An 18,628-nucleotide genomic window follows, 5' to 3' on the forward strand; every position below is an offset into this window, starting at 1 on the left:
GATGCACTATGAAGACAGAATTCACAATCGATCCGGACCTGCTGCCTGCGCTCGATGCGCTGCGCCGCGTGGCCGAGGCGGGGAGCTTCACGCACGCAGCGGCGGCGCTGGAAGTCTCGACCTCTGCACTGTCGCAGACGATCCGGCGGCTGGAGTCTGCGCTCGGCGCGCAACTGCTGGCGCGGACGACGCGGCAGGTCAGCGCAACGGAAGCGGGGGAGGCCTTGCTCGCTGTCGCGCGGCCGAGTCTCGACGCGCTGTACGGCGCGATGGCGGAAGTGGGCGAGCGCGCGACGGAGCCGCGCGGTACGTTGCGCGTGACGGCCTCACGCGTGGCGTATCAGTCGGTGCTGCAGCCGGTGCTCGGTGATTTCCTCTCGCGCTATCCACGCATCGAACTGGAGGTTTCAGTTGGCGACGGTTTGTCGGCCATCGTCGCAGACCGCTTTGACGTCGGCATCCGCTTTGGCGAGCGTGTCGAGCGCGACATGGTCGGCGTGCCGATCGGGCCGGCGCGGCGCATTGCGGTGGTGGGCAGCCCAGCGTATCTGCAAGCATATGGCACGCCCGATTCACCGGACGCACTGCGCGGGCATCGCTGCATCCGCTACCGCTTTCCGAGCAGCGGCGCCTTGTACGACTGGGAGTTTGTCGAACCCGGCCAGGGCAGCGCCATTCAGTCGGTCGATGTGGCGGGCGGTTTCATCGCAAATGATGTGCTGGCGATGGTCGGGGCGGCGAAGCAGGGCGTTGGTCTGGCGCACGTGCTGGAAGACCTCGTCGCCGAAGATGTGGCGGCCGGGCGCCTGGTCCGGGTGCTTGAGGCATGGTGCCCGCCGATGTATCGCTTCCATCTCTATTTCCCACGCACGCCACAGATGCCGGGCAAGCTGCGTGTCTTCATCGACTTCTTGCGCGCTCGGTCGGGCAGCGAGGGCAGTGAGCCAGCCGACTGATGTGTTTCACGTGAAACACAAACGCGGTGAAACAAGCGATGCATGTTTCACGTGAAACACGAAAAGCGGCTGAATTTCGTCTCGATTGCCGCATCGTCGAACAGCGGGGTAGGTGGACGACTTATAATTCCGCTTCTCCAAATTTCCGATGCCTCCATGCGAGGAGGAAGCCATGCTGTATCCAATTGAATTCGATGTGATCGTGGTGGGCGGCGGACACGCCGGCACCGAGGCCGCCCTGGCGGCGGCGCGCATGGGTTGCCAGACCCTGCTGCTGACGCACAACATCGAGACACTGGGGCAGATGAGCTGCAACCCGTCCATCGGGGGCATTGGCAAAGGCCATCTGGTCAAGGAAGTGGATGCGCTGGGCGGCGCCATGGCTATCGCCACGGACGAGGGCGGGATCCAGTTCCGCATCCTCAATTCGAGCAAGGGCCCGGCCGTGCGCGCCACCCGTGCCCAGGCGGATCGTGTGCTGTACAAGGCGGCCATCCGTCACCGCTTGGAAAACCAGCCGAACCTGATGCTGTTCCAGCAGGCAGTCGAAGACCTGCTGGTGGAAGGCGATCGTGTGGTCGGTGCGGTGACACAGGTGGGCGTGCAGTTCCGTGCACGTGCGGTGGTGCTGACGGCGGGGACGTTCCTCGACGGCAAGATCCACGTGGGCCTGAACAACTACACCGGTGGCCGCGCGGGTGACCCGGCGGCGGTGTCGTTGTCGGCGCGTCTGAAGGAATTGAAGCTGCCGCAAGGGCGCTTGAAGACCGGCACGCCTCCTCGGATTGACGGCCGATCGATCAATTTTTCGGTGCTGGAAGAGCAGCCGGGCGATCTCGATCCGGTGCCGGTGTTCTCGTTCATGGGCCGTGCGGACATGCATCCGCGCCAAGTACCGTGCTGGGTCACGCACACCAACGAGCGCACGCACGACATCATCCGTGCCGGGCTGGACCGCTCGCCGATGTACACCGGCGTGATCGAAGGGGTAGGGCCGCGCTACTGCCCGAGTATCGAAGACAAGATCCACCGCTTCGCCAGCAAGGACAGCCACCAGATTTTCCTGGAGCCGGAAGGCTTGGCGACCAACGAGTTCTACCCGAACGGCGTGTCGACCAGTCTGCCGTTTGACGTGCAGCTGGACCTGATCCACTCGATGCGCGGCCTGGAAAATGCCCATATCCTGCGCCCCGGTTACGCCATCGAGTACGACTACTTCGATCCGCGCGGGCTGAAGGCTTCGCTGGAATCGAAGGCGATTTCCGGGCTGTTCTTCGCCGGGCAAATCAACGGCACGACCGGCTATGAAGAGGCTGCCGCTCAAGGTCTGCTCGCCGGCATCAACGCCGGCCTGCAGGTGCAGGGCAAGGATGCCTGGACGCCGCGCCGCGACCAGGCCTACCTGGGTGTGCTCGTCGACGACCTCATCACCCGCGGTGTGACCGAGCCGTACCGCATGTTCACCAGCCGCGCCGAATTCCGCCTGAGCCTGCGTGAAGACAACGCTGACATGCGCCTGACCGAAGTCGGTCGCACGTTGGGCGTGGTCGACGATGCCCGTTGGGACGCATTCAACCGCAAGCGGGACGCTGTTTCACGTGAAACAGAGCGCCTGAAATCGACCTGGGTGAACCCGGCAACGCTCCCGCTGGAGGATGCCGAACCGGTGCTGGGGAAGGGCATCGAGCGCGAATATGCGCTGGCCGATCTGCTGCGCCGCCCGAACGTGACGTATGAATCGCTGATGGGCATGCAGGGCGGCAAGTACGCCCTCGAAGCGCCGCTGGCCGAAGACCCGCTGCTGGCCGAGCAGATCCGCGAGCAGGTCGAGATCGGTATCAAGTACCACGGCTACATCGCCCGCCAGGCCGATGAAGTGGAGCGTCTGGGCGCGAACGAGAACACCCGTTTGCCAGCCGATTTCGACTACTCGCAGGTGCGCGGGCTGTCGATCGAGGTGCAGCAGAAGCTGGCCAAGCACAAGCCCGAGACCATCGGGCAAGCCTCGCGTATCTCCGGCATCACGCCGGCGGCGGTGTCGCTGCTGCTGGTGCACCTGAAGAAGGGCGTGCTGCGCGGCCAGGTTGGCCCCCGCACGGATGCCGAAGGCGAGGCCGCCTGATGGCAAATGCGCTGACCGACGCTCGATCGGAGCTGGAAGCGGGCGCCCGTGCGCTCGGCCTGTTGCTGGACGAGACGCAACTGGATCGCCTGCTGGCATACCAGGGGCTGCTCGCCAAATGGAACCGCGTCTACAACCTGACCGCCATCCGTGATGCGGGCGACATGCTTACGCATCACCTGCTGGATTCGCTCTCGGCCGTGTCGCGCATTGCCGAGCTGGCGCGCCGTGCGCAGCCGGATGCCCCGCGTGTGCTGGACGTCGGCTCGGGCGGCGGTCTGCCTGGCATCCCGCTCGCCATCGCTTTTCCGGACGTGAGCGTCACGATGGTCGACATCGTGCAGAAGAAGACCGCTTTCCTGACGCAGTGCCGCGCCGAGCTTGGCCTGACCAATGCCCAGTCGCATTGGGGCCACGTAGAAAAGCTGGCCGATGCCACTGGCTACGGCGTCATCACTTCGCGGGCATTTGCCGAGCTGGTTGATTTCGTGAACCTGGCCGGCCATCTGCTGGCACCGGGCGGCCGCATGGTTGCCATGAAGGGTGTGCATCCGGATGCGGAAATCGCACGCCTGCCCGCCGGCTGGACTGTCGAAGCCATCGAACGCCTGACCGTGCCCGGGCTGCCGGCCGAGCGTCACCTGGTCATCCTCGCGCCGTCGGCGTGAGTCATTCACCGCAGAGGAGTCATGTCGAATATTTTCGTGATCGCCAATCAGAAGGGCGGGGTCGGCAAGACCACCACCACGGTGAACCTCGCGGCTGGGCTGGCCGCACAAGGGCAGCGTGTGCTGCTGGTCGACCTGGACCCGCAGGGCAACGCCTCGATGGGATCGGGGATCGACAAGCACGCGCTGGAGTCAAGCGTGTACCAAGTGCTGCTCGGCCTGGCGACGGTTGCCGAGGCGCGCAAGCGTTCCGAGGCCGGCCGCTACGATGTGTTGCCCGCCAACCGCGATCTGGCCGGTGCCGAAGTGGAACTGGTCGATCTGGAGCATCGAGAAAACCGCCTCAAGCACGCACTGGCCGAGGTGGATGCCGACTATGACTTCGTCTTGATCGATTGCCCGCCCGCGCTGTCGCTGCTCACGCTGAATGGCCTGTGTGCCGCGCACGGTGTGGTCGTGCCGATGCAGTGCGAGTATTTCGCCCTCGAAGGGCTGTCGGATCTGGTCAACACCATCAAGCAGGTGCACGCCAACCTGAACCGTGATCTGAAGGTGATCGGCTTGCTGCGCGTGATGTTCGACCCGCGCGTGACACTGCAGCAGCAGGTGTCGGCGCAGCTCGAGTCGCATTTTGGCGACAAGGTCTTCAAGACGGTGATCCCGCGCAACGTGCGCTTGGCCGAAGCGCCGTCATACGGCATGCCGGGCGTGGCATTCGATGCGGCATCGAAGGGCGCCAAGGCCTACCTGGATTTCGGCGCCGAGATGATCGCACGTGTGCGGCAGATGGCCGACATGCCGGCCTGAGCGGGGAAGAGGAACAACATGAGCACGATGAAGAAAAAGGGACTGGGCCGCGGCCTCGAAGCGCTACTGGGCAGTCCCGCAGAGATTGTCGAGACCGCCAAGCAAGAGGGCGCACCGACGGTGCTGAAGCTCGAGCAGATGCAGCCCGGCAAGTACCAGCCGCGCACGCGCATGGACGAGGGCGCGTTGCAGGAGTTGGCCGCGAGCATCCGCGCGCAAGGCCTGATGCAGCCGATCCTGGTGCGCAAGGTCGAGTCCGACGGCCCGCAACAGAAGTACGAAATCATCGCGGGTGAGCGTCGCTTCCGCGCCTCACGCCTGGCCGGCCTGACCGAAGTGCCGGTGCTGGTGAAGGACGTGCCGGACGAAGCGGCCGCCGCCATGGCGCTCATCGAAAACATCCAGCGCGAAGACCTGAACCCACTGGAAGAAGCGCAGGGCATCGCGCGTCTGGTGCGTGAATTCCAGTTCACGCACGAGCAGGCGGCGGAATCGGTGGGGCGTTCGCGCAGTGCCGTGTCGAACCTGCTGCGCCTGCTGAATCTTGCCCAGCCGGTGCAGACCATGCTGATGGCTGGCGACATCGACATGGGCCATGCCCGTGCGCTGCTCGCAGTGGATAGCGCGACACAAATCCTGTTGGCCAACCAGATCGTCAACAAGCGCCTGTCAGTGCGCGAGACGGAAAAGCTGGTGGCATTGACGCTCAAGCCGTTCGAGCTGAAGTCGCTCAAGCAGAAGGGCGGTCACCAGGGTGGCCGCGATGTTGCACGCCTGGAAGAAGAACTGGCTGACCAATTGGGCTTGGGTGTGCAGATCAAGCTGGCGGCCAAGGGCCGTGGTCAATTAACTGTGCAGTTCAGCAGCCTCGATGAGTTTGACGGCTTGCTGGCGCGCCTGCGTCCGGACGGCGACGAAGAGGCGGCCTGAGTTGTATTGCTGCGACAGTTTGACGCAGTTGGCGTAACTCGCGCCACTGCGCCATTTGCGGGTATTCACCGGCACCGAATCAGTGCAATTACCTCGCACGTCATCGACGCTGTGTGCAGGGCACACCATCATGGAATCAACAGGGCGCCGCTTCATCAGGCGGATTCGGTGCCCTGGCAGCAGCGCATCATTGCGCGTGGAGTGTGGAACGCAGCCGCTCCAAGTGCTGTCGAAGGCGCCCGCACGACCGGTCGCTTGCGCGTTGACTGGTGAACGCCATGTCCCGTAAAATCGTGCGGTTTTAAATCCGCCTGACCCAAAGCGGTGCGGCATGATGAAAGACCATTCTTCCATGCAGCCAGCCGAGCGGCAACGGCCCGATTCTTACGCTTCGTTGGAAGCCGCCCGACCTCAATCGGCGCAGGCTCCGGGGCGCGATGATTGGGATGATGACGCAGAGAAGGCGGAACCGCCGGTACATGTGCTCTCACATGACGAAGCGGTCGCCATGTTCGGCGAGCAGGCCCTGCGGGCTTCGCGTATCACGCCCTTCTCCATCGTGCTCGGCCAGGTGGCCATCACACTGTTGTGTGCGCTCGGGTGGTATGTCGGTAGCTGGTTCGCAGGCACGGGTGCTGCGTCGGCGGGACAAGCTGCACTGTCGGCCCTGTTGGGGGGTGGCGTGTGCGTAGTGCCTTCGGCATGGTTCGCGATGCGGCTGTCGACGGCCAAGGGGTTCGAGTCCATTGCCCGTCTGGTGGTGGGCGAAGCGATCAAGGTGCTCGGCACGGTCGCGCTGCTGGTGGTCGTGGTGGTGGTGTTCAAGGGCCTGCATTGGCCGCCCTTGCTGATCACCCTGATCCTGGCGCTCAAGATGTACTGGGTCGGTCTCGCACTGCGATGATGGACCTTAGCCTGCAGCATTGCGGCAGGCGCACGGGACGTGTCGGGAAACGGCAGGAACAGGTGGCAGGAGAGGCCCCGGTTCATTGCTCTGACACTCCGCAAGAATAAGGTGGCGCGTTCAAGCCGCGTGCAGTCCGCGATCTCCAGGGAGACCTGTTGAGCATCGGGCGCGAGCTGGAACGGGTCACGAAGAATGTTTCGCAATATTGGACTGAATCATCATGGCAACTGAAGTCGCAGAAGCCGCCGGCCACGCCGCCGAGCACGCTCTTACGCCTTCCGCGTATATCGCGGAGCATTTGCAGAATTTCAATAGCATCGGTGGCAAACAGGCCTCCGTCGTCGACTTCTCCGTCATCAACTGGGACACGATGTTCTGGTCCATTTTGATGGGCCTGATCGGCATCATCTTCCTGGGCATCGCCGCACGTCGCGTCACCGCAGGCGTTCCGGGCCGCTTCCAAGCGTTCGTTGAACTGGTTGTCGAGATGGTCGACGACCAGGCCAAGGGCATCATCCACGGTGATCGCTCCTGGATCGCTCCGCTGGCCTTGATGGTCTTCGTGTGGGTCACGCTGATGAACGCGGTCGACTTGATTCCGGTGGACTGGGTCACGGGCGTCAACCACCTCCTCGGTACCTTCGGCGTGCACGTGCCGCACCACCGCGCAGTGGCCACGGCCGACCTGAACGGCACCTTCGGCATGTCGTTCGCTGTGCTGATCCTGATGATTTACTACAGCTTCAAGATCAAGGGCGCTGGCGGCTTTGCGCACGAACTGCTGTCGGCCCCGTTCGGCGCCAAGTGGTACCTCGCGCCGTTCAACCTGGTCCTCAACATCATTGAATTCCTCGCTAAGGCCGTGTCGCTGGGCATGCGGTTGTTCGGCAACATGTACGCGGGCGAGCTGGTGTTCCTGTTGATCGCGCTGCTTGGCTCGGTCTGGACGTTCGGTGCTGACACGTCGGCGCTGGGTTTCGTGGGTCACGTGGTGGCTGGTGCAGTGTGGGCGATCTTCCACATCCTGATCGTGCTGCTGCAAGCCTTCATCTTCATGATGCTGACGCTGGTGTACATCGGCCAGGCACATGAACACCACTAAGTAGTTGCGGTTCAGGTTCTCCGGTTCCGTTTGATTTTTCCAAGTTCTCAAGTTCTTAGTCTTTCACGTAAAAGGGAGTCATCATGCAAGCATTTCTCGCCAACATCCAAGGTCTGACCGCCATCGGTATCGGCATCATCATCGGCCTGGGTGCCATCGGCGCCTGCCTCGGCATCGCACTGATGGGCGGCAAGTACATCGAAGCCTGCGCACGTCAGCCTGAACTGATGAACCCGCTGCAAACCAAGATGTTCCTGCTGGCTGGCCTGATCGACGCGGCATTCCTGATCGGCGTTGGTGTGGCCATGCTGTTCGCGTTCGCCAACCCGCTGCTGTCGGTCATCAAGTAATTCTTTTCGGTCTGCATGATGCCGGAGGCGGCCTGGGTAAACGCACCGCGTAACCCTCGCCGCTTCGTGCATTGATCCGTAGTCTCAATACCGAAAGGAACACACCATGAATCTGAACGCCACACTCGTCGCGCAGATGGTCGTGTTCTTCATCCTGTGGTGGGTTGTTGCCAAGTTCATTTGGCCGCCCCTGGTGAAGGCGCTCGACGAACGCGCGAAGAAAATCGCTGATGGCCTGGCCGCTGCCGACAAGGGCAAGGCTGAGCTGGAGCTGGCTAACAAGCGGGTCGAGCAGGCACTGACCGAAGCGCGCAACGAAGGCGCACAGCGCATCCAGGACGCCGAAAAGCGTGCCCAGATGAGCGCCGACGAGATCAAGCAAAACGCCCAAGCTGAAGCCGCGCGCATCATCGCGCAAGCCAAGGCAGAAGCCGAGCAGCAAACCGTGCGCGCGCGTGAATCGCTGCGTGACCAGGTTGCAACGCTGGCCGTCAAGGGTGCCGAGCAGATCCTCAAGCGTGAAGTCAATGCGCAGGTCCACTCTGATCTGCTCAATCAACTCAAGGCTGAGCTGTAATCATGGCAGAACTCGCAACCGTTGCCCGTCCGTACGCAGAGGCGCTGTTTCGCGTAGCGAAGGCCGGCAATCTGGGTGCATGGTCTGAGCTCGTGTCGGAAATGGGGCAAATTGCCGCCGTGCCCGACATGAAGGCAGTCGCCGATGATCCGAAGCTCTCCAAAGCCGATGTGGCGGGGATCTTCCTGTCGGCGCTGAAATCTCCGGTATCGCACGAAGCGAAGGAACTGGTTGGCCTGCTGGTGGCCAACAAGCGCCTGTCGCTGCTGCCGGAAATTGCCGCGCAATTCCATGTGCTGCGGAATGCCAGCGAAGGCGCCGCCGACGTCGAGATCACCAGTGCGTTCCCGCTTGAGGGCGCGCCCCTGACCGAACTGGTCGCCACGCTCGAACGCAAGTTCGGCAAGAAGCTGCAGGCTCACGTGAGCGTCGATCCTTCGTTGATCGGCGGCGTGCGTGTGCAGATTGGCGACGAAGTGCTCGACACCTCGGTGCGCGCGCGCCTGACGCAGATGCAGTCTGCGCTGACCGCCGCGTAATGCTGTTCGTCGCGGCGCTGGAAAGCAGCCCGCGAACAGATTGAAGAATTAGGAGCATTCGATGCAACTGAACCCCTCCGAGATCAGCGACCTGATCAAGACCCGTATCGAGGGCTTGAAGGCTGGCGCTGACGCAAAGAACACCGGCACAGTCATCTCCGTGACGGACGGTATCTGCCGCATTCATGGCCTGTCGGGCGTGATGCAAGGCGAAATGCTGGAATTCCCGGGCAACACGTTCGGCCTCGCGCTGAACCTCGAGCGCGACTCCGTCGGCGCTGTGATCCTGGGTGAGTACGAGCACATTTCCGAAGGCCAGGAAGTCAAGTGCACGGGCCGTATTCTGGAAGTGCCGGTTGGTCCGGAACTGCTGGGCCGTGTGGTCAACGCGCTGGGCCAGCCGATCGACGGCAAGGGCCCGATCAACGCCAAGAAGACCGACGTGATCGAGAAGGTCGCTCCGGGCGTGATCGCACGTCAGTCGGTGAGCCAGCCGGTGCAGACCGGCCTGAAGTCGATCGACGCAATGGTGCCGATCGGCCGTGGCCAGCGTGAGCTGATCATTGGCGACCGCCAGACCGGCAAGACCGCCGTGGCCGTCGACGCCATCATCAACCAGAAGGGCAAGGGCATCTTCTGCGTGTACGTGGCAATCGGCCAGAAGGCTTCGACGATCGCCAACGTGGTGCGCAAGCTCGAAGAGCACGGCGCGCTGGAATACACGATCGTGGTGGCTGCTGCTGCTTCGGATTCGGCTGCTATGCAGTACCTGTCGGCCTACGCCGGCTGCACGATGGGCGAATACTTCCGCGACCGCGGTGAAGACGCCCTGATCGTGTATGACGATCTGACCAAGCAAGCTTGGGCCTACCGTCAAGTGTCGCTGCTGCTGCGCCGTCCGCCTGGCCGTGAAGCCTACCCGGGCGACGTGTTCTACCTGCACTCGCGCCTGCTGGAGCGTGCTGCCCGTGTGAACGCTGACCACATCGAAAAGATCACCAACGGTGAAGTCAAGGGCAAGACCGGTTCGCTGACCGCACTGCCCGTGATCGAAACGCAGGCCGGCGACGTGTCCGCGTTCGTTCCGACCAACGTGATCTCGATTACCGACGGCCAGATCTTCCTGGAAACCGACCTGTTCAACGCCGGTGTGCGCCCCGCAATTAACGCCGGTATCTCGGTGTCGCGTGTGGGTGGTGCTGCGCAGACCAAGGTCGTCAAGAAGCTGTCCGGTGGTATCCGTACCGACTTGGCCCAGTACCGTGAACTGGCTGCGTTCGCGCAGTTCGCCTCGGATCTGGACGAAGCGACCCGCAAGCAGCTCGAGCGCGGCCGCCGCGTGACCGAACTGCTCAAGCAGCCGCAATACCAGCCGCTGCAAGTGTGGCAGCTGGCCGCGTCGCTGTACGCAGCCAACAACGGCTTCCTCGACAACGTGGACGTGAAGGACATCCTGGCTTTCGAAAAGGGCCTGCACGACACGCTGAAGACGAAGTACGCCGATCTCATCAACCGCATCGAAGATACGAAGGATCTGTCGAAGGACGATGAGGCCGCCCTGCGTGCCGCGATCGAGGATTTCAAGAAGTCCGCCGCGTTCTAACCGCGTCATTCCCGGAACTGGCCGCAGCTGGCTTATTCATTAGCCTGCGTGGCCAGGTCTGAACGGAGAGGAAGAAATGGCCGGAACAAAAGAAATCCGCACCAAGATCAAGAGCGTGCAAAACACGCGCAAGATCACCAAGGCGATGGAAATGGTCGCCGCGTCCAAGATGCGCAAGGCGCAGGAACGGATGCGTGCTGCCCGCCCGTACGCTGAGAAGATCCGCAACGTGGCTGCGCACATGGCGCTGGCCAATCCGGAGTACAAGCACCCGTTCATGGTTGCGCGCGACATCAAGCGTGCCGGCCTGATCGTGGTGACGACGGACAAGGGCCTGTGCGGTGGCTTGAACACCAACGTGTTGCGTGCCGTCACCAACCAGCTGCGCGAGCAGCAGGGCAAGGGCATTGAGACGCAGACCACTGCCATTGGTACCAAGGGCATGCAGTTCCTGGGCCGTATCGGTGCAAAGGTCGTCTCGAATGTCGTGCACCTGGGTGACACGCCGCATCTGGAAAAGCTGATCGGCGCGATCAAGGTTCAGCTGGACGCGTTCAACGCTGGCGAGATCGATGCCGTGTACCTCGCGTACACCCGCTTCATCAACACGATGAAGCAGGAGCCGGTGGTTGAGCAGCTGCTGCCGCTCACGGCCGACAAGCTGACGCAGACCGACGCCGAGAAGCAAGCCTACTCGTGGGACTACATCTACGAGCCGGACGCGCAAACGGTGGTCGATGAGCTGCTGATCCGCTACGTCGAGGCGCTGGTGTACCAGGCGGTGGCCGAGAACATGGCCTCCGAGCAATCGGCCCGGATGGTGGCGATGAAGGCGGCTTCGGACAACGCGAAGAACGTGATCGGCGAACTGCAACTGGTCTACAACAAGACCCGTCAGGCAGCGATCACGAAGGAACTGTCCGAAATCGTCAGCGGCGCAGCGGCAGTCTGATAGCCACGGCAAAGAATTAAGTTATTTGGAGATACAAATGAGTATCGCAAACGGAAATATCGTGCAGTGCATCGGCGCCGTGGTGGACATTCAGTTCCCGCGCGACGCGATGCCGAAGGTTTACGACGCTCTGGTGCTGGATGACAGCAACGAAGCCTCGTTCGCCGAGAAGGGCCTGACCTTCGAAGTGCAACAACAGCTGGGCGACGGCGTGGTGCGTACCATTGCGCTGGGTTCGTCCGACGGTCTGCGCCGCGGCATGCGCGTGGCCACCACCGGTGCGCCGATCTCGGTGCCGGTCGGTCACGGCACGCTGGGCCGCATCATGGACGTGCTGGGTCGTCCGATTGACGAAGCCGGCCCGATCGCCTGCGACGAAAAGCGCGCGATTCACCAGAAGGCCCCGAAGTTCGACGAGCTGTCGCCGTCGGTGGACCTGCTGGAAACCGGCATCAAGGTGATCGACTTGGTCTGCCCGTTCGCCAAGGGCGGTAAGGTGGGTCTGTTCGGTGGCGCCGGCGTCGGCAAGACCGTGAACATGATGGAGCTGATCAACAACATCGCCAAGCAGCACTCGGGCTTGTCGGTGTTTGCTGGCGTGGGCGAGCGTACCCGTGAGGGCAACGACTTCTACCACGAAATGAAGGACTCCAACGTGCTCGACAAGGTGGCCATGGTGTTCGGCCAGATGAACGAGCCGCCGGGCAACCGTCTGCGCGTGGCGCTGACCGGCCTGACGATGGCCGAGCGCTTCCGTGACGAAGGCCGTGACATCCTGTTCTTCGTCGACAACATCTACCGCTACACGCTGGCCGGTACCGAAGTGTCGGCACTGCTGGGCCGTATGCCTTCCGCCGTGGGCTATCAGCCGACGCTGGCTGAAGAAATGGGCAAGCTGCAAGAGCGTATTACGTCGACCAAGACCGGCTCGATCACGTCGATCCAGGCCGTGTACGTGCCTGCCGATGACTTGACCGACCCGTCGCCGGCTACGACCTTCCTGCACCTGGACTCGACCGTCGTGCTGTCGCGTGACATCGCTGCACTGGGTATCTACCCCGCCGTGGATCCGCTGGACTCGACCTCGCGCCAGCTCGACCCGCAAGTGGTCGGCACCGAGCACTACGAAGTCGCCGACCGCGTGAAGAAGACGCTGCAGCGCTACAAGGAACTGCGCGACATCATCGCGATTCTGGGTATGGACGAACTGTCGCCCGAAGACAAGCTGGCTGTGGGCCGCGCCCGTAAGATCCAGCGTTTCCTGTCGCAGCCGTTCCACGTTGCAGAAGTGTTCACGGGTTCGCCGGGCAAGTACGTGCCGCTGAAGGAAACCATTCGCGGCTTCAAGATGCTGGTGGACGGCGAGTGCGATCACCTGCCGGAACAGGCGTTCTACATGGTCGGCTCGATCGACGAAGCCTTCGAGAAGGCCAAGAAGCTCCAGTAAGAGCGACGTCTGGCCCTGCGCGTAAGCCAGGGTCAGTACTGGCTTCCTGAAGTCCATTCAGGAAGCGGCTTTTCTGAGCAAAGGAATCGAGATGGCAACCATTCATGTAGACGTCGTCAGTGCTGAGCACGAGATCTTCTCCGGCAATGCCAAGTTTGTGGCACTGCCTGGTGAAGCCGGCGAGCTGGGCATTCTGCCCGGCCACACGCCGCTGATCACGCGCATCAAGCCGGGCGCCGTGCGCATCGAGAAGGAAGACGGCGGCGAAGAGTTCGTGTTCGTTGCCGGTGGCATTCTCGAAGTGCAGCCGAAGAAGGTGACCGTGCTGGCCGATACCGCAATCCGCGGTCACGATCTGGACGAAGCCAAGGCGAACGAAGCCAAGCGTGCGGCCGAAGAGGCGCTGCAGAACCAAAGCAGCGACCTGGATCTGGCCCGTGCGCAAGGTGAACTGGCCGTGGCCGCTGCGCAGTTGGCAGCGATCGCGCGCCTGCGTCGCAAGCGCTGAAGCGGGTTTTACCGATCTGCTTGACAGGTCGGCATGACCAAAGAAAAAGCAGCCCAGTTGGGCTGCTTTTTTGTTGCCTGTCGCACTGGCTCAGCGGTGCTCTTCTTCACGGTGTTGCTCGTTGTGGCCGCCGCCTTGGCCTTGCGGGTGCGGTTGGGCGGGGGCGGCTTCATGATGCTCAACGTGCGGCGGTTGAGGTTGCGGCTGGGGTTGCGGACGCGGCGGTTCCGGGCGAGGTTCGGGCCGTGGCAGCGGTTGCGATGGATGAATCTCCACCGGGCGCGGCGGCTGTACCGACGGGCGCGGGGCCTCGAAGTGCGGCTCAGGACGCGGTTGCATCTGCGGCTCTGGGCGTGGGCGCTCCTGCGGTGCAGGTGCGGTCGGCCGGATGACCTCAGCGGGGCGCGGTTGCGGCTGCTGGGCTTGCACCGGGCGATGTTCCTCGCGCTGGGCATCACCGCGCATGCCTTCCTGTGGCTGCGGGCGTGCCGTCATACCTGCTGGCGATTGTGCTGGCAGCGCCGGCTTCGGCAAGATGGCGCGTTCTTCACTGCGACGTTCTTGCGGAGGCTGTCCGCCGGGTTGCTGCCCGGGGCGGGTGGTCATGCCCGGCGCCATCAGCGCCTGCGGTGCCGGCGGCTGTGCGCCATGAGGGGCTTGCGCATTCTCCGGCATCGGTGCGTTGTTGGGGCCGCGCGGGCCATTGGGCTCGTTGCCTGGGTGCGGTACGCCTTCACCGTGCGGCATGTTGGCCGGCGTGGCGCGCGTCAGGCGCAGACCCGCCGCCTGTGCACCGGCTGGCATCGGTTGCGCGCCAGCGTTGGCAGGCCCACGTACGGGGGCGATGTGTGCTGGGGCGTGGCCGCCCGTCCATGCAGGGCCGGCACCTGGCAGCGTGCCGCCCTGGGAGTGGAAGCGCTCGGCCAGTGCATCATGTCCGCCCACCGGAGCCTGCGGCGCGCGCACCGCAATGGCTTGCCGCGAGAACACCTGTGCCGGCGGCAACGGGTGCGCGCCACTTGCAGCGGCCGCGCCAACCAGGCTCGCCTTCACCGGCGCTAGCGCAGGCGTCGACACAATCTGCGCATGCGCCATCTGCGCGCGCATCTGTTCAGGGCGCAGCGTCGTCATTGCGGGGCCGACTGCTTGCCCGCTCACGAAGGTCTTGGCCGGCACCGCGGTCAGCGCGGCTGGGTTGTTGGCATTGGCGTACGTGACCCGATTCACATTGGTGATGTTGGTTACGTTGTTGTTGATGATGGTTTTGTTGACCGTGACGTTGTTCACCACCACTGTGCGGTTGATGTTGGTCACGTAGGTCGGGCTGGCCGCATAGACCGGCCGATACGCCTCACCCGGGGCCAGCGGGAACCACGCCACCCCCGGCGAGCCGATCGAGATGTTGATACCCCAGCTCACACCGCCGCCGCCACCTCCGCCCACGAAGCCGACCAGCGCCGGTGCGTACACCGGACGCGGCACCACCGGCCCAGGCACCCAGCACCAGGTCGTGCCGACGTAGGCCCAGCGGCCATAGTGGAAGGGCGCGAAGCCCCACGGCTCATCGTCGACCCAGGTCCAGCCCCACGGCGCGACCCAGGCCCAGTGACCGGTGCGATACGGCGCCCAGCCAACTGGCACCGCGCGCGGCACCCACACAGCGCCGTAGCCGTCTTCTTCACGCCACGTACCGTTGTCGTCCAGGGCTTCGTAGCCGGTCATTTCGCGGCCGACGTAGCGCGCGGAGACGGAGGCATCTTCGCGTGCGTCGCGCGATTCGGCCCAGTGGTCGAAGGCGTCTCGGTTCGGGTTGTCCATGCCACCGGCTTCGGCCAGGTCGGTACCGCCGAAGCGGACTTGCTGGCCCGCGCCCAGCGGCACGGAGCGGTCGTCGCCGTAGGCGGTGCCATCGCCGTGCCAGACGGTGACGGTGGTGCTGGAGCCATCCGGCGCGACATCCAGGCGATATTCACCCGGTGCCTGCGGGGTGAACGCCAGATTGGGCGTATCGATCTCTATGGTCTGGTCCGGCGGCAACGCACGCACGCGCACCGACAGCGCGCCCTGCGTCAGCTTGACCTGTGTGTTGCGGTCGTCCAGGTCGACCAGCGTGGCGCCAGTGTTCTGGCCGAGGCGCAGCGCTGTCGAGCCCACGTGCAGTTCGCTACGGCTGCCCTGGTCGGACCAGAGACGGTCGCCGGTGGTGAACGGGCGGTTGAGCGTTGCGCCGGCCCAATCATCGGAGCCCGCAGGCGCGAAGCTCACCGCGCCGGAGAAATCAGACAGCCGCGCAACACGCGAAGCCGGGTCAGCGGCTAGTGCTGCGCGCGACCCGCAGACCAGCAACACGGCGGCGATACCCACGGCGCGCAACACGTGCGGCAGCCGCACACCGGAGAGACGGAGAGAACGGCGGGATGGAGTGGACATGATGAGCCCTCGTTTTTGTGGCGGCACGCGCCGCGTGGATGCCTCCATTAAACGCAGCAGGCGGCGAAGGGTCGACTTGGCTTTGTAAGGACGTGTATCGGTGCGGCCATGCGGCGGCACGGACCGTGCTCACCCGAGAGGGGCGCTGCGCAGATTGCGCAGGCAAAAAAAAAGCGCGCGGGCCGGGGAGCACCGCGCGGACGGGAAATCCCTTCGAGGGGTCAATTCGAAAGGAGGGGTAACCTTGCACCGCAACCGCGTCGGGTGTGCGCCGCATGACTGGGAGGAGGGCCCAGCTGGCGCACAACAATTGGACACAAAGATGTCGCGTGCCGAGGCATTGTGGGCGACGGGGGCACCCCAAGGCGTAACAAAGTGTGTCGGATTGCAATCGAATGCAAGTGCTGTAAGAACTCACTCGGCGTGATGCAAAAAGCGCTTGAAAACCCGCCTTGGGGAACGTCTGCTGCACCCGCACAGTCCCATGGCTTTACCCGCGCAGGGGCGCGGGGCTTGAGGATAGGCGGGCCCGTGATGTGTGGCTTGGTCTAGGATGTTGGGTCATAGGAGAGAAGCATGCACAGGCAGGCGGTGCATTGTGGGACGTGTTCGGCAACGCGAAAATCGGCCGGGGGCGGCGTTTTTGTTACCTTGATGGCGGCACTCTGCGCGGCAGGTTCGGCACATGCCGCCGTGGAAGCGGCTTCTGCGCCACTCGCAACGCCTGCCAGTGCGCCCGCAGCCTCTGCGCCTGTTGCTTCTGCACCAACAACACCGCTTGCAAAACCGCAGGAGCCACGCGAACGCCACGCCGGTGCGTTCTGGCAAGGCACGGTGGGCAAGGGTGCCGACAACGCGGGCTGGAACGTCTGGCTCAGTGTGTATGACCCGCCTCCCAAGGCACGGGATCAGGACAAGGATCCCGTCGCCGACACGCTCACTGGAGACGCCTACGACGATCGTCCTCAAGGCCGCACCATGTGGACCATCGAAGGCCGCAACGCCCCTGAACGCCGCTTCGTGTGGCGCGAGCGTGCCGATGCACTCGACGCCAGCGGCCAGCCCATGGTGCGCGAGGGCGGCACGCTCTCCGGCGCGCTGTCGGCCGACGGCACCGCAGCCACCGGCACTTGGAGCGACGGCGGCCGCAGCCAGCCCTTCACGCTCAAGCGCGCGGCACGTTACCGAGAAGTCACCGGCACCGCCGGGCAGGCCACCATTACCGAGCGTTACCCCGTGACTGGCGATGCGGCCGTTGATGCGCTGGTGCAATCGCTGCGCATCAACCGCTGCGACCAGTACGACACCGAATGTGTCATCCGCATCAGCGCCGTCGGCCTGGGCGACACTGTCAGCCTGCTGCGCATGGTGTGGGCGTACAGCGGCGGCGCGCACGGCAACTACGGCTTCACGGCCGGCAACTGGCGGCGCGGCGCACAAGGCTTCCAACCGATCACCCTGGCCGATGTGCTGAACCCCACGCCCGCGTGCCTTCAGAGCTTCAACACGCAGATTGTCGATGCGCTCAAGCGCGAAGGCGCGCCCGAAGCCACGCGCGGCACGCTCAAAGAGAAGGATCTGCGTAACGCGGCGTTTCCGTTTACGCTGCAAGGAGACCGCATCGTCGTGCACTACGGGCCGTATGAAGTGGGCCCATATTCGTCGGGCGCCTTCCGTGCCGCTGTGCGGGTCGATGATTTGAGTGCCGCGTGCAAGCGGCCCACCACCTGAACACGCATTCCATCGCCATGTCCGCCAATCCTTCCTACGTCGACGAACAAGCCACCATGCGTCGGCTGCTGTCTGCCAAGACCATTGCCGTGGTTGGCCTCTCGCCGCGTCCCACGCGGCCGAGCTACGACGTGGCGCGCTATCTGCAGCAGGCCGGCTACCGCATCGTCCCGGTCAACCCGCAGCATGCCGGTGAAGACGTGCTCGGTGAGCCGTGCTACGGCACGCTGGCGGAAGCCGCGACGACACTCGCGGCCGCCGGCCAGCGCATCGACCTGGTCGACATCTTCCGCCGCGCAGAGCAGGTGCTGCCGGTTGTGCAGGAAGCGATTGCCGTGGGCGTGGGCGGCATCTGGGTGCAGCTCGGCATCGTCAACGACGAGGCGATGGCCGCCGCGCGCGCCGCGGGCATTCCAGCCGTGCAAGACCGCTGTACCAAGATCGAGCACTGGCGACTCGGTATCGGCGAGCGCGCCTGAGTGCGTCACGACTTGTGACGGTCGGCCGTAGGCCTTCCTCCTAGGCTTTGGGCTCCAACTTTCAAGGAGCCCCCATGCCTTTCCGACACTGGGTCACGGCCGTTGCGTTGACCGTCGCATCCTCTCTGGCCGTTGCTGGTGACGGCCACCTGAGCGTGCACGTGCTCGATCAGCAAACTGGCACACCCGCCGCCGAGATGCGCGTCACGCTCGATGCGCGCACCGATGGCGCCTGGCACACCATCGCCCACGGCACGACCGACGCTGATGGCCGCATCAAGACGCTGCTGCAGGCCGGCCAGCCGCTCACCGCCGGCGACTATCGCGTGACCTTCCACACCGGCGATGACTTCCGCGCGCACCACACGGCCACGTTCTTCCCCGAGGTGCCGGTCGTCTTCCACGTGCCGGACGCGGCGCAGCACTATCACATTCCGCTGCTGCTCAGCCCGTTCGGCTTCTCGACATATCGCGGGAGCTGAGGCGAGAGCCGAAGCCTACGCGCTACACTTCGACGGTC

Annotated in this window: 18 protein-coding genes; 17 read left to right on the forward strand and 1 reads right to left on the reverse strand. The window is 64.0% G+C overall.

From position 1 onward, the window contains the following. Nucleotides 1-8 precede the first annotated feature (8 nt). The 14 genes from PI87_RS13690 to PI87_RS13755 all read left to right on the forward strand — a co-directional run bounded on the left by PI87_RS13690 (nucleotide 9) and on the right by PI87_RS13755 (nucleotide 13,468). The gene (locus tag PI87_RS13690; protein ID WP_039598263.1) at nucleotides 9-956 is read left to right on the forward strand and encodes a LysR family transcriptional regulator; all 948 of its coding nucleotides are present in this window, start codon (nucleotides 9-11) and stop codon (nucleotides 954-956) included. 172 nt (nucleotides 957-1,128) lie between these two features. Then, nucleotides 1,129-3,078, forward strand: a complete 1,950-nt coding sequence (gene mnmG / locus PI87_RS13695; RefSeq protein ID WP_039598264.1) for a tRNA uridine-5-carboxymethylaminomethyl(34) synthesis enzyme MnmG — start codon at nucleotides 1,129-1,131, stop codon at nucleotides 3,076-3,078. Beyond that, nucleotides 3,078-3,746, forward strand: a complete 669-nt coding sequence (gene rsmG, locus PI87_RS13700) for a 16S rRNA (guanine(527)-N(7))-methyltransferase RsmG (RefSeq protein WP_039598265.1) — start codon at nucleotides 3,078-3,080, stop codon at nucleotides 3,744-3,746. The genes mnmG and rsmG overlap by 1 nt, the downstream gene beginning before the upstream one ends. Nucleotides 3,747-3,767: 21 nt before the next feature. Next, the gene (locus tag PI87_RS13705; RefSeq protein WP_039598266.1) at nucleotides 3,768-4,553 is read left to right on the forward strand and encodes a ParA family protein; all 786 of its coding nucleotides are present in this window, start codon (nucleotides 3,768-3,770) and stop codon (nucleotides 4,551-4,553) included. 18 nt (nucleotides 4,554-4,571) lie between these two features. After that, complete coding sequence (locus PI87_RS13710; RefSeq protein ID WP_039598267.1) at nucleotides 4,572-5,483, forward strand: ParB/RepB/Spo0J family partition protein; 912 nt, start codon at nucleotides 4,572-4,574, stop codon at nucleotides 5,481-5,483. Between the two features lie 331 nt (nucleotides 5,484-5,814). Further along, entirely contained in the window at nucleotides 5,815-6,387 is a 573-nt protein-coding gene (locus PI87_RS13715; protein ID WP_039598268.1) for an ATP synthase subunit I, read from the forward strand. 223 nt (nucleotides 6,388-6,610) lie between these two features. Beyond that, nucleotides 6,611-7,492, forward strand: a complete 882-nt coding sequence (gene atpB, locus PI87_RS13720; RefSeq protein ID WP_039598269.1) for a F0F1 ATP synthase subunit A — start codon at nucleotides 6,611-6,613, stop codon at nucleotides 7,490-7,492. 83 nt (nucleotides 7,493-7,575) lie between these two features. Then, nucleotides 7,576-7,842: a F0F1 ATP synthase subunit C gene (atpE, locus tag PI87_RS13725; protein ID WP_003262709.1), complete on the forward strand. Its 267-nt coding sequence runs from the start codon at nucleotides 7,576-7,578 to the stop codon at nucleotides 7,840-7,842. 106 nt (nucleotides 7,843-7,948) lie between these two features. Then, nucleotides 7,949-8,419 (forward strand): F0F1 ATP synthase subunit B, encoded by a 471-nt coding sequence (locus PI87_RS13730; RefSeq protein ID WP_039598270.1) that lies wholly within the window; start codon nucleotides 7,949-7,951, stop codon nucleotides 8,417-8,419. Between the two features lie 2 nt (nucleotides 8,420-8,421). Then, complete coding sequence (locus tag PI87_RS13735; RefSeq protein WP_009239555.1) at nucleotides 8,422-8,958, forward strand: F0F1 ATP synthase subunit delta; 537 nt, start codon at nucleotides 8,422-8,424, stop codon at nucleotides 8,956-8,958. A 61-nt stretch (nucleotides 8,959-9,019) separates the two neighbouring features. Next, nucleotides 9,020-10,561, forward strand: a complete 1,542-nt coding sequence (atpA, locus tag PI87_RS13740; protein WP_039598271.1) for a F0F1 ATP synthase subunit alpha — start codon at nucleotides 9,020-9,022, stop codon at nucleotides 10,559-10,561. 76 nt (nucleotides 10,562-10,637) lie between these two features. Continuing rightward, complete coding sequence (gene atpG / locus PI87_RS13745) at nucleotides 10,638-11,513, forward strand: F0F1 ATP synthase subunit gamma (RefSeq protein WP_039598272.1); 876 nt, start codon at nucleotides 10,638-10,640, stop codon at nucleotides 11,511-11,513. Between the two features lie 43 nt (nucleotides 11,514-11,556). Beyond that, nucleotides 11,557-12,960 carry a F0F1 ATP synthase subunit beta gene (gene atpD, locus PI87_RS13750; protein ID WP_039598320.1) on the forward strand — a complete coding sequence of 468 codons (1,404 nt, stop codon included), beginning with the start codon at nucleotides 11,557-11,559 and terminating at the stop codon, nucleotides 12,958-12,960. A 91-nt stretch (nucleotides 12,961-13,051) separates the two neighbouring features. Continuing rightward, nucleotides 13,052-13,468, forward strand: a complete 417-nt coding sequence (locus PI87_RS13755; protein WP_009239559.1) for a F0F1 ATP synthase subunit epsilon — start codon at nucleotides 13,052-13,054, stop codon at nucleotides 13,466-13,468. Nucleotides 13,469-13,558: 90 nt separating this feature from the next. On the opposite strand, the gene PI87_RS13760 is transcribed toward PI87_RS13755, so the two are convergent. Then, entirely contained in the window at nucleotides 13,559-15,898 is a 2,340-nt protein-coding gene (locus PI87_RS13760) for a DUF6600 domain-containing protein (protein WP_039598273.1), read from the reverse strand. A gap of 576 nt (nucleotides 15,899-16,474) precedes the next feature. On the opposite strand from PI87_RS13760, the gene PI87_RS13765 reads away from it, so the two are divergent. The 3 genes from PI87_RS13765 (at nucleotide 16,475) to uraH (ending at nucleotide 18,590) form a co-directional block, all read left to right on the forward strand. Further along, entirely contained in the window at nucleotides 16,475-17,629 is a 1,155-nt protein-coding gene (locus PI87_RS13765; protein ID WP_052321534.1) for an RsiV family protein, read from the forward strand. 17 nt (nucleotides 17,630-17,646) lie between these two features. Further along, nucleotides 17,647-18,108, forward strand: coding sequence for a CoA-binding protein (locus tag PI87_RS13770; protein WP_039598322.1), 462 nt, complete (start codon nucleotides 17,647-17,649; stop codon nucleotides 18,106-18,108). 74 nt (nucleotides 18,109-18,182) lie between these two features. Beyond that, the gene (gene uraH, locus PI87_RS13775) at nucleotides 18,183-18,590 is read left to right on the forward strand and encodes a hydroxyisourate hydrolase (protein ID WP_039598274.1); all 408 of its coding nucleotides are present in this window, start codon (nucleotides 18,183-18,185) and stop codon (nucleotides 18,588-18,590) included. Nucleotides 18,591-18,628 lie beyond the last annotated feature (38 nt).

The organism is Ralstonia sp. A12 (genome assembly GCF_000801955.1).
Classification (GTDB): Bacteria; Pseudomonadota; Gammaproteobacteria; order Burkholderiales; family Burkholderiaceae; genus Ralstonia.

Excerpts from the sequence above, each read along its gene's own strand:
- atpA (WP_039598271.1), top strand. The coding sequence starts at position 9,020 with ATGCAACTGAACCCCTCCGAGATCAGCGACCTGATCAAGACCCGTATC.
- uraH (WP_039598274.1), top strand. The coding sequence starts at position 18,183 with ATGCCTTTCCGACACTGGGTCACGGCCGTTGCGTTGACCGTCGCATCC.
- atpE (WP_003262709.1), top strand. The coding sequence starts at position 7,576 with ATGCAAGCATTTCTCGCCAACATCCAAGGTCTGACCGCCATCGGTATC.
- PI87_RS13730 (WP_039598270.1), top strand. The coding sequence starts at position 7,949 with ATGAATCTGAACGCCACACTCGTCGCGCAGATGGTCGTGTTCTTCATC.
- PI87_RS13735 (WP_009239555.1), top strand. The coding sequence starts at position 8,422 with ATGGCAGAACTCGCAACCGTTGCCCGTCCGTACGCAGAGGCGCTGTTT.
- mnmG (WP_039598264.1), top strand. The coding sequence starts at position 1,129 with ATGCTGTATCCAATTGAATTCGATGTGATCGTGGTGGGCGGCGGACAC.
- PI87_RS13690 (WP_039598263.1), top strand. The coding sequence starts at position 9 with ATGAAGACAGAATTCACAATCGATCCGGACCTGCTGCCTGCGCTCGAT.
- PI87_RS13705 (WP_039598266.1), top strand. The coding sequence starts at position 3,768 with ATGTCGAATATTTTCGTGATCGCCAATCAGAAGGGCGGGGTCGGCAAG.
- rsmG (WP_039598265.1), top strand. The coding sequence starts at position 3,078 with ATGGCAAATGCGCTGACCGACGCTCGATCGGAGCTGGAAGCGGGCGCC.
- PI87_RS13765 (WP_052321534.1), top strand. The coding sequence starts at position 16,475 with ATGCACAGGCAGGCGGTGCATTGTGGGACGTGTTCGGCAACGCGAAAA.
- atpB (WP_039598269.1), top strand. The coding sequence starts at position 6,611 with ATGGCAACTGAAGTCGCAGAAGCCGCCGGCCACGCCGCCGAGCACGCT.
- PI87_RS13770 (WP_039598322.1), top strand. The coding sequence starts at position 17,647 with ATGTCCGCCAATCCTTCCTACGTCGACGAACAAGCCACCATGCGTCGG.
- PI87_RS13715 (WP_039598268.1), top strand. The coding sequence starts at position 5,815 with ATGATGAAAGACCATTCTTCCATGCAGCCAGCCGAGCGGCAACGGCCC.
- PI87_RS13760 (WP_039598273.1), bottom strand. The coding sequence starts at position 15,898 with ATGTCCACTCCATCCCGCCGTTCTCTCCGTCTCTCCGGTGTGCGGCTG.
- PI87_RS13755 (WP_009239559.1), top strand. The coding sequence starts at position 13,052 with ATGGCAACCATTCATGTAGACGTCGTCAGTGCTGAGCACGAGATCTTC.
- atpG (WP_039598272.1), top strand. The coding sequence starts at position 10,638 with ATGGCCGGAACAAAAGAAATCCGCACCAAGATCAAGAGCGTGCAAAAC.
- PI87_RS13710 (WP_039598267.1), top strand. The coding sequence starts at position 4,572 with ATGAGCACGATGAAGAAAAAGGGACTGGGCCGCGGCCTCGAAGCGCTA.